The sequence below is a fragment of the Bacillus alveayuensis genome, assembly GCA_030812955.1.
Taxonomy (GTDB): domain Bacteria; phylum Bacillota; class Bacilli; order Bacillales; family Aeribacillaceae; genus Bacillus_CB; species Bacillus_CB alveayuensis.
Map to the genome: position 1 here is coordinate 40,611 of JAUSTR010000018.1, position 7,073 is coordinate 47,683.

14 protein-coding genes are annotated in these 7,073 nt (G+C 39.2%); all 14 read left to right on the forward strand.

What is annotated here, in order from left to right:
• The first annotated feature begins 8 nt into the window (after positions 1 to 8).
• The 14 genes from rpsH (at position 9) to rpsK (ending at position 6,821) form a co-directional block, all read left to right on the forward strand.
• Positions 9 to 407, forward strand: a complete 399-nt coding sequence (gene rpsH, locus J2S06_RS13400; RefSeq protein ID WP_419152612.1) for a 30S ribosomal protein S8 — start codon at positions 9 to 11, stop codon at positions 405 to 407.
• 29 nt (positions 408 to 436) lie between these two features.
• A complete protein-coding gene (gene rplF / locus J2S06_RS13405) occupies positions 437 to 973 on the forward strand; it encodes a 50S ribosomal protein L6 (RefSeq protein ID WP_044747034.1) in 537 nt (178 codons plus the stop codon).
• A 33-nt stretch (positions 974 to 1,006) separates the two neighbouring features.
• Positions 1,007 to 1,369 carry a 50S ribosomal protein L18 gene (gene rplR, locus J2S06_RS13410; protein WP_044747035.1) on the forward strand — a complete coding sequence of 121 codons (363 nt, stop codon included), beginning with the start codon at positions 1,007 to 1,009 and terminating at the stop codon, positions 1,367 to 1,369.
• Positions 1,370 to 1,392: 23 nt separating this feature from the next.
• Positions 1,393 to 1,893, forward strand: coding sequence for a 30S ribosomal protein S5 (gene rpsE / locus J2S06_RS13415; protein ID WP_044747036.1), 501 nt, complete (start codon positions 1,393 to 1,395; stop codon positions 1,891 to 1,893).
• A gap of 13 nt (positions 1,894 to 1,906) precedes the next feature.
• Positions 1,907 to 2,089 (forward strand): 50S ribosomal protein L30, encoded by a 183-nt coding sequence (gene rpmD / locus J2S06_RS13420; protein ID WP_044747037.1) that lies wholly within the window; start codon positions 1,907 to 1,909, stop codon positions 2,087 to 2,089.
• Positions 2,090 to 2,119: 30 nt separating this feature from the next.
• The gene (rplO, locus tag J2S06_RS13425; protein ID WP_044747038.1) at positions 2,120 to 2,560 is read left to right on the forward strand and encodes a 50S ribosomal protein L15; all 441 of its coding nucleotides are present in this window, start codon (positions 2,120 to 2,122) and stop codon (positions 2,558 to 2,560) included.
• The gene (secY, locus tag J2S06_RS13430; RefSeq protein ID WP_044747039.1) at positions 2,560 to 3,855 is read left to right on the forward strand and encodes a preprotein translocase subunit SecY; all 1,296 of its coding nucleotides are present in this window, start codon (positions 2,560 to 2,562) and stop codon (positions 3,853 to 3,855) included. Before rplO ends, secY begins: the two co-directional genes overlap by 1 nt.
• A gap of 73 nt (positions 3,856 to 3,928) precedes the next feature.
• Positions 3,929 to 4,582, forward strand: a complete 654-nt coding sequence (locus tag J2S06_RS13435; protein ID WP_419152613.1) for an adenylate kinase — start codon at positions 3,929 to 3,931, stop codon at positions 4,580 to 4,582.
• Positions 4,579 to 5,325, forward strand: a complete 747-nt coding sequence (gene map, locus J2S06_RS13440) for a type I methionyl aminopeptidase (protein WP_419152614.1) — start codon at positions 4,579 to 4,581, stop codon at positions 5,323 to 5,325. The genes J2S06_RS13435 and map overlap by 4 nt, the downstream gene beginning before the upstream one ends.
• A 16-nt stretch (positions 5,326 to 5,341) precedes the next feature.
• Positions 5,342 to 5,677 carry a KOW motif-containing protein gene (locus tag J2S06_RS13445; protein ID WP_419152615.1) on the forward strand — a complete coding sequence of 112 codons (336 nt, stop codon included), beginning with the start codon at positions 5,342 to 5,344 and terminating at the stop codon, positions 5,675 to 5,677.
• The gene (infA, locus tag J2S06_RS13450; RefSeq protein ID WP_003178377.1) at positions 5,655 to 5,873 is read left to right on the forward strand and encodes a translation initiation factor IF-1; all 219 of its coding nucleotides are present in this window, start codon (positions 5,655 to 5,657) and stop codon (positions 5,871 to 5,873) included. The genes J2S06_RS13445 and infA overlap by 23 nt, the downstream gene beginning before the upstream one ends.
• A 34-nt stretch (positions 5,874 to 5,907) precedes the next feature.
• Positions 5,908 to 6,021 carry a 50S ribosomal protein L36 gene (gene rpmJ / locus J2S06_RS13455; RefSeq protein ID WP_003156543.1) on the forward strand — a complete coding sequence of 38 codons (114 nt, stop codon included), beginning with the start codon at positions 5,908 to 5,910 and terminating at the stop codon, positions 6,019 to 6,021.
• A 23-nt stretch (positions 6,022 to 6,044) separates the two neighbouring features.
• Positions 6,045 to 6,410 carry a 30S ribosomal protein S13 gene (gene rpsM / locus J2S06_RS13460; RefSeq protein ID WP_044747043.1) on the forward strand — a complete coding sequence of 122 codons (366 nt, stop codon included), beginning with the start codon at positions 6,045 to 6,047 and terminating at the stop codon, positions 6,408 to 6,410.
• A gap of 21 nt (positions 6,411 to 6,431) precedes the next feature.
• A complete protein-coding gene (rpsK, locus tag J2S06_RS13465) occupies positions 6,432 to 6,821 on the forward strand; it encodes a 30S ribosomal protein S11 (protein WP_044747044.1) in 390 nt (129 codons plus the stop codon).
• Positions 6,822 to 7,073: the final 252 nt, after the last annotated feature.

A 7,073-nucleotide genomic window follows, 5' to 3' on the forward strand; every position in this document is an offset into this window, starting at 1 on the left:
TTATTTTAATGGTTATGACAGATCCAATTGCAGATATGCTTACTCGCATTCGTAATGCGAACATGGTACGTCATGAAAAATTGGAAGTTCCTGCTTCTAAAATCAAACGTGAAATAGCTGAAATTTTAAAGCGTGAAGGTTTTATTCGTGACGTTGAATATATTGAAGATAATAAACAAGGTATCCTTCGCATTTTCCTAAAATATGGTCCAAACAATGAGCGTGTAATTACAGGAATTAAACGTATTAGCAAACCAGGACTTCGTGTTTATGCTAAAGCGGATGAAGTACCTCGTGTATTCAACGGTTTAGGGATTGCGATTGTGTCAACTTCTCAAGGTGTTCTTACTGATAAAGAAGCTCGTGCAAAGCAAACAGGTGGAGAAGTATTAGCTTACATTTGGTAAATCAATTGTGATGAATGGAGGTGTATGACATGTCTCGTGTAGGTAAGAAACCACTTGAAATTCCTTCTGGTGTAACTGTTACATTGAACGGTAATACTGTAACAGTTAAAGGTCCAAAAGGTGAGTTAACTCGTACATTCCACCCTGATATGGAAATTAAAATAGAAGATAATGTTTTAACAGTAAACCGTCCAACTGACAACAAAGAGCATCGTGCTCTTCATGGGACGACACGCAGCATTATTGGAAACATGGTTGAGGGTGTATCAAAAGGATTTGAAAAAGGATTAGAGCTAATCGGTGTCGGTTATCGTGCGTCTAAATCTGGTAAAAAGCTCGTATTAAACGTAGGATATTCACACCCAGTTGAAATTGAACCTGAAGAAGGAATTGAAATTGAAGTACCTTCTCAAACAAAAATTGTTGTTAAAGGTGCTAATAAAGAACGCGTTGGTGCAGTAGCTGCCAACATCCGTGCTGTGCGTCCACCTGAACCATACAAAGGTAAAGGTATTCGTTACGAAGGAGAGTATGTACGTCGTAAAGAAGGTAAAACTGCTAAGTAATGTCGCTTAGATGTTTAGAAAGGAGTGACGTAGATGATTACAAAGCCAAGTAAAAATGCGGTTCGTAAAAAACGCCATGCTCGTGTTCGTTCTAAGCTATTTGGAACTGCAACTCGTCCGCGTTTAAATGTTTACCGTTCAAATAAGCACATCTATGCTCAAGTAATCGATGACACAAACCATGCAACTTTAGTGAGCGCATCTACATTAGATAAAGAACTTAATTTAGAATCGACTGGTAATATTGATGCGGCACAAAAAGTTGGTGAGCTTGTTGCTAAACGTGCATTAGAGAAAGGTATTAAAAATGTTGTATTCGACCGCGGTGGTTACTTATATCATGGTCGTGTAAAAGCACTTGCAGACGCTGCTCGTGAAGCAGGACTTGAATTCTAATTGAAAAAGGAGGGACAGAGAAAATGCGTCGTATTGATCCAAGCAAACTTGAACTTGAAGAACGTGTAGTTACCGTTAACCGCGTTGCAAAAGTAGTAAAAGGTGGTCGTCGTTTCCGTTTTGCTGCTCTTGTAGTAGTCGGTGATAAAAACGGTCATGTAGGCTTTGGTACAGGAAAAGCTCAAGAGGTACCTGATGCAATTCGCAAAGCGATTGAAGATGCGAAGAAAAACTTAATTGAAGTACCGATGGTAGGTACAACTATTCCACACGAAGTGATCGGACACTTTGGTGCAGGTGAAATTCTTTTAAAACCTGCTTCTGAAGGTACAGGAGTTATCGCTGGGGGACCTGTCCGTGCGGTATTAGAGTTAGCGGGAGTACATGACATTTTATCTAAATCTTTAGGTTCCAATACTCCGATTAACATGGTGCGTGCAACTGTCGATGGCTTAAAGCAGCTTAAGCGAGCTGAAGATGTGGCGAAGCTTCGTGGAAAAACAGTAGAGGAACTGTTAGGATAAGGAGGGAAATACAATGGCAAAAAAATTAGCGATTACCCTCACTCGCAGTGTAATAGGTCGATCAGAAAAACAACGTTTAACGGTTAAAACCCTTGGACTACGCAAATTAAATCAAACAGTTGTCCATGATGATAATCCTGCAATACGTGGTATGATCAATAAAGTAGCTCATCTAGTAAAAGTAGAAGAACAATAAGATGATTGATTGGATAAGGAGGTGTAACGTATGAAACTTCATGAATTACAACCAGCAGAAGGTTCACGAAAAAAACGCAACCGTGTTGGACGTGGTATCGGTTCTGGCAACGGTAAAACAGCTGGCCGAGGTCAAAAAGGTCAAAAAGCTCGTTCTGGCGGCGGTGTGCGTCTTGGTTTTGAAGGTGGTCAAACTCCTTTATTCCGTCGTTTACCTAAACGAGGTTTTACGAACATCAACCGTAAAGAATATGCAATAGTGAACCTAACGAAATTAAACCGTTTTGAAGATGGAACAGAAGTAACTCCAGAGCTTCTTTTAGAAACTGGTGTTGTAAGTAAACAAAAAGCTGGTATTAAGATCCTTGGGGACGGTAAATTAGAGAAAAAGCTAACTGTAAAAGCTAATAAATTCTCTGCTTCTGCGAAAGAAGCAATTGAGGCTGCTGGCGGTACAGCTGAGGTGATCTAATGTTTAAGACAATCTCCAATTTTATGCGCGTGGGTGATATACGAAATAAAATCTTATTCACCCTTTTAATGCTTGTTATCTTTCGGATCGGGACGTTCATTCCTGTGCCAAGTGTGAATACAGATGTATTAAAGGCACAGGATGAACTAAATGTATTTGGGGTACTTAATATTTTTGGCGGTGGTGCACTGCAGAACTTCTCGATTTTTGCGATGGGGATTATGCCGTATATTACTGCATCCATTATTACTCAATTGTTGCAGATGGATGTTGTTCCAAAGTTTACGGAATGGTCCAAGCAAGGAGAAGTTGGCCGCAGAAAATTAGCCCAATTTACACGATACTTCACAATTATTTTAGGATTTATTCAAGCTCTTGGAATGTCTTATGGTTTTAACAATCTTTCCGGTGGCTTGTTAATTGTTGATCCTAATATCGGAACATATTTATTAATTGCGTTAGTATTAACAGCTGGCACCTCTTTTTTAATGTGGCTAGGGGAACAAATAACGGCTAAGGGTGTCGGCAATGGTATTTCTATTCTGATTTTTGCGGGGATTGTTGCCGGGATTCCATCAACCGTTAACCAAATTTATGCGCAACAATTCCAAGATGTAGGCGATCAATTATTTTTAAGAATTGTAACCGTTGTGTTATTGCTTCTAGCAGTAATTGCAATTGTTGTAGGCGTCATTTTTATCCAGCAAGCATTACGTAAGATACCAATTCAATACGCTAAGCGTTTGGCTGGTCGTAATCCTGTTGGAGGACATTCAACACATTTACCGCTAAAAGTAAACTCAGCTGGAGTAATTCCAGTCATTTTTGCGGTTTCATTTATTATTACCCCAACTACTATTGCATCGTTCTTTGGTCCAAATGATGTAACAAACTGGATTCAAAATACATTTGATTATACAAAGCCTGTTGGTATGATCATCTACGCGGCGTTAATTATCGCCTTCACTTACTTCTATACTTTTGTTCAAGTGAATCCTGAACAAATGGCGGAGAACTTGAAGAAACAAGGTGGCTATATACCAGGTATTAGACCAGGAAAGAGTACGCAAGAGTATGTTACAAAAATAATATATCGCTTGACATTCGTCGGTTCCATATTCCTAGCAGTTGTCTCAGTACTCCCTGTATTCTTCATCCAGTTTGCTGACCTTCCGCCATCTGCACAAATTGGTGGTACGAGTTTGTTAATTGTTGTTGGTGTAGCACTTGAAACAATGAAACAGCTTGAGAGTCAGCTCGTGAAACGACATTATAAAGGTTTTATGAAGCAATGAGGTTGTGGGACGGGTTATGAAGGTATGAAGGATGGTCCCATTCCCTCTATATAGAATTTTGGGGGGAGAAGAAATGAATTTAATATTAATGGGTTTGCCTGGTGCAGGCAAGGGTACACAGGCGGAAAAGATTGTAGAACAGTATCATGTCCCTCATATCTCAACTGGAGATATGTTTAGAGCAGCTATGAAGGAAGGAACCGAACTAGGGTTAAAAGCAAAATCATTCATTGATAAAGGGGAACTTGTACCGGACGAAGTGACGATTGGTATTGTCCGTGAGCGTTTAGGCAAGAATGATTGTGAGAAAGGATTTTTATTAGATGGCTTTCCGCGTACTGTTGCCCAAGCAGAGGCTTTAGAAGATATTTTAAAAGAATTAAATAAAAATATTGACTATGTTATTAACATCAATGTTGACCAAAATATTTTAATGGAGCGTTTAACAGGTCGACGCATTTGTAAAAATTGTGGGGCTACTTATCACCTCATATTTAATCCACCAAGTCAAAATAATACTTGCGACAAATGTGGTGGTGAATTGTATCAGCGCGCCGACGATAATGAAGAAACCGTTGCAAACAGATTAGAAGTTAATCTAAAGCAAACAAAACCATTGCTTGATTTTTATGAGCAAAAAGGCTACTTGCGAAACATTAATGGTCAACAACCGATTGATAAAGTTTTCGAGGATATCTCTGAGTTGCTTGGAGGATTAGGTGAATGATCATTTGTAAAACACCCCGTGAAATCGAAATTATGCGTGAAGCTGGTCGCATCGTGGCTTTAACTCACCAAGAACTCCAAAAATATATACAACCTGGTATTACAACAAAAGAATTGGATAGAGTTGCCGAAAAGTTTATTCGCGAACATGATGCAATTCCGTCTTTTAAAGGGTATAATGGTTTTCGCGGGAGTATTTGCACTTCTGTTAATGAAGAGCTTGTTCATGGTATTCCAGGAGATCGTGTTTTACATGAAGGGGATATCATTAGCATTGATATTGGAGCAAAATATAATGGTTATCATGGTGACTCCGCTTGGACATATCCTGTTGGTAAAATATCTGAAGAGAATCAAAAATTATTAGATGTCACAGAGGAGTCTTTATATAGAGGACTTAAGGAAGCTAAGCCAGGTGAAAGACTTTCGAATATATCACATGCGATTCAAACATATGTCGAGTCACATGGTTTCTCTATCGTTCGTGAGTATGTAGGACATGGTGTTGGCCAAGATTTACACGAAGACCCACAAATTCCTCATTATGGCCCACCGAATAAAGGTCCTAGATTGAAGCCTGGTATGGTTTTGGCGATTGAACCAATGGTTAATGCCGGAAGTCGTTATGTAAAAACAATGCCTGATAACTGGACAGTAGTAACAGTAGATGGCAAAATGTGTGCACATTTTGAACACACGATTGCGATTACTGAAACTGGGTATGAAATTTTAACAAAAGCCTAAGTGAAGGTGATAATAGTTGATCGATTCTGAATCGAGTCCACGAATAGGTCAGTTCGTCCTGATCACTCAAGGGAGAGAAGCAGGACAATATGCGATTGTCATTAAAGTTCTCGATGAGAGATTCGTATTAATAGCAGATGGAGATAAACGAAAGTTTCATTCTCCAAAAAAGAAAAATATCCATCATCTTGAATTTTTTGACTCTGTATCTCCGGAAGTTCAGAACAGTATATTGGAAACTGGTCGTGTGACAAACGGGAAGCTCCGTTATGCTTTAACTAAGTTTGTCAATGAGCAAGTTACTGATTTGAAGAAGGGAGAACAATTAGATGGCGAAAGACGATGTAATTGAAGTAGAGGGTACCGTTGTTGAAACATTGCCTAATGCAATGTTTAAAGTAGAATTAGAAAATGGTCATACTGTGCTTGCGCATGTATCTGGAAAAATTCGTATGCATTTTATCCGCATTTTACCTGGAGACAAAGTAACGGTTGAATTATCACCTTATGACTTAACCCGTGGTAGAATCACGTATCGCTATAAATAATTAGCACTCCGTACTACTAAGGAGGTTGATAAACATGAAGGTTAGACCATCAGTAAAACCAATCTGTGAAAAATGTAAAGTTATTCGCAGAAAAGGAAAAGTTATGGTTATTTGCGAAAATCCAAAGCATAAGCAAAAACAAGGATAATTTGAAGGAGGTGCTTTTTAACAATGGCTCGTATTGCTGGTGTTGATATTCCACGTGATAAACGTGTTGTCATTTCTTTAACATATATTTACGGTATTGGTCGTCCAACTGCACAAAAAATCTTAGCGGAGGCTGGAGTGTCTGAAGATACTCGCGTACGTGATTTAACAGAAGAAGAATTAGGGAAAATTCGAGACATCGTAGATAAGTACAAAGTAGAAGGGGATCTTCGTCGTGAAGTTTCTCTAAACATTAAACGTCTAATCGAAATTGGCTGTTACCGTGGATTACGCCATCGTCGTGGCTTGCCAGTTCGTGGTCAAAATACGAAAAACAATGCACGTACTCGTAAAGGCCCTCGTAAAACTGTTGCCAATAAGAAAAAATAAAGTAAGGGAGGTTAACAACAAATGGCTCGTAAAACGAATACACGTAAACGTCGCGTAAAAAAGAATATTGAGTCTGGTATCGCTCATATTCGTTCTACTTTTAACAATACAATCGTTACAATCACAGACGTTCATGGTAACGCAATCTCTTGGTCTAGTGCAGGTGCGTTAGGATTTAAAGGTTCTCGTAAATCAACTCCTTTTGCAGCTCAAATGGCTGCTGAAGCAGCAGCAAAAGCATCTATGGAACACGGTATGAAATCTTTAGAGGTTACTGTTAAAGGTCCAGGTGCTGGGCGTGAAGCTGCTATCCGTGCTTTACAAGCTGCAGGTCTTGAAGTTACATCCATTAAAGACGTTACGCCAGTTCCACATAATGGGTGCCGTCCGCCAAAACGTCGTCGCGTGTAATTTACCTGTATATTTTTTGTATCCCTGTCAATAATGGGTTATGATACGTTTTCTGGATTCTGGCAGAAAGATCATATTTTGTTGTGCACATTCGGGAACTTTTGATTGGGGAATTTCGGTTAGACGCGTTTTCTCTTCTTGTCTAGCCGGGGTTTCGACGTTTTGAAGGAGGGTTTTATTTAGAAATGATTGAAATTGAAAAACCAAAAATCGAAACTCTTGAAATCAGCGATGACTCTAAAAATGGGAAAT

Bases quoted from the DNA above. Each gene is read 5' to 3' on its own strand.
- infA (WP_003178377.1), top strand. From the start codon at position 5,655: ATGGCGAAAGACGATGTAATTGAAGTAGAGGGTACCGTTGTTGAAACA.
- J2S06_RS13435 (WP_419152613.1), top strand. From the start codon at position 3,929: ATGAATTTAATATTAATGGGTTTGCCTGGTGCAGGCAAGGGTACACAG.
- map (WP_419152614.1), top strand. From the start codon at position 4,579: ATGATCATTTGTAAAACACCCCGTGAAATCGAAATTATGCGTGAAGCT.
- rpsK (WP_044747044.1), top strand. From the start codon at position 6,432: ATGGCTCGTAAAACGAATACACGTAAACGTCGCGTAAAAAAGAATATT.
- rpmJ (WP_003156543.1), top strand. From the start codon at position 5,908: ATGAAGGTTAGACCATCAGTAAAACCAATCTGTGAAAAATGTAAAGTT.
- rplO (WP_044747038.1), top strand. From the start codon at position 2,120: ATGAAACTTCATGAATTACAACCAGCAGAAGGTTCACGAAAAAAACGC.
- rpsM (WP_044747043.1), top strand. From the start codon at position 6,045: ATGGCTCGTATTGCTGGTGTTGATATTCCACGTGATAAACGTGTTGTC.
- rpsE (WP_044747036.1), top strand. From the start codon at position 1,393: ATGCGTCGTATTGATCCAAGCAAACTTGAACTTGAAGAACGTGTAGTT.
- secY (WP_044747039.1), top strand. From the start codon at position 2,560: ATGTTTAAGACAATCTCCAATTTTATGCGCGTGGGTGATATACGAAAT.
- rpmD (WP_044747037.1), top strand. From the start codon at position 1,907: ATGGCAAAAAAATTAGCGATTACCCTCACTCGCAGTGTAATAGGTCGA.
- rplR (WP_044747035.1), top strand. From the start codon at position 1,007: ATGATTACAAAGCCAAGTAAAAATGCGGTTCGTAAAAAACGCCATGCT.
- rpsH (WP_419152612.1), top strand. From the start codon at position 9: ATGGTTATGACAGATCCAATTGCAGATATGCTTACTCGCATTCGTAAT.
- rplF (WP_044747034.1), top strand. From the start codon at position 437: ATGTCTCGTGTAGGTAAGAAACCACTTGAAATTCCTTCTGGTGTAACT.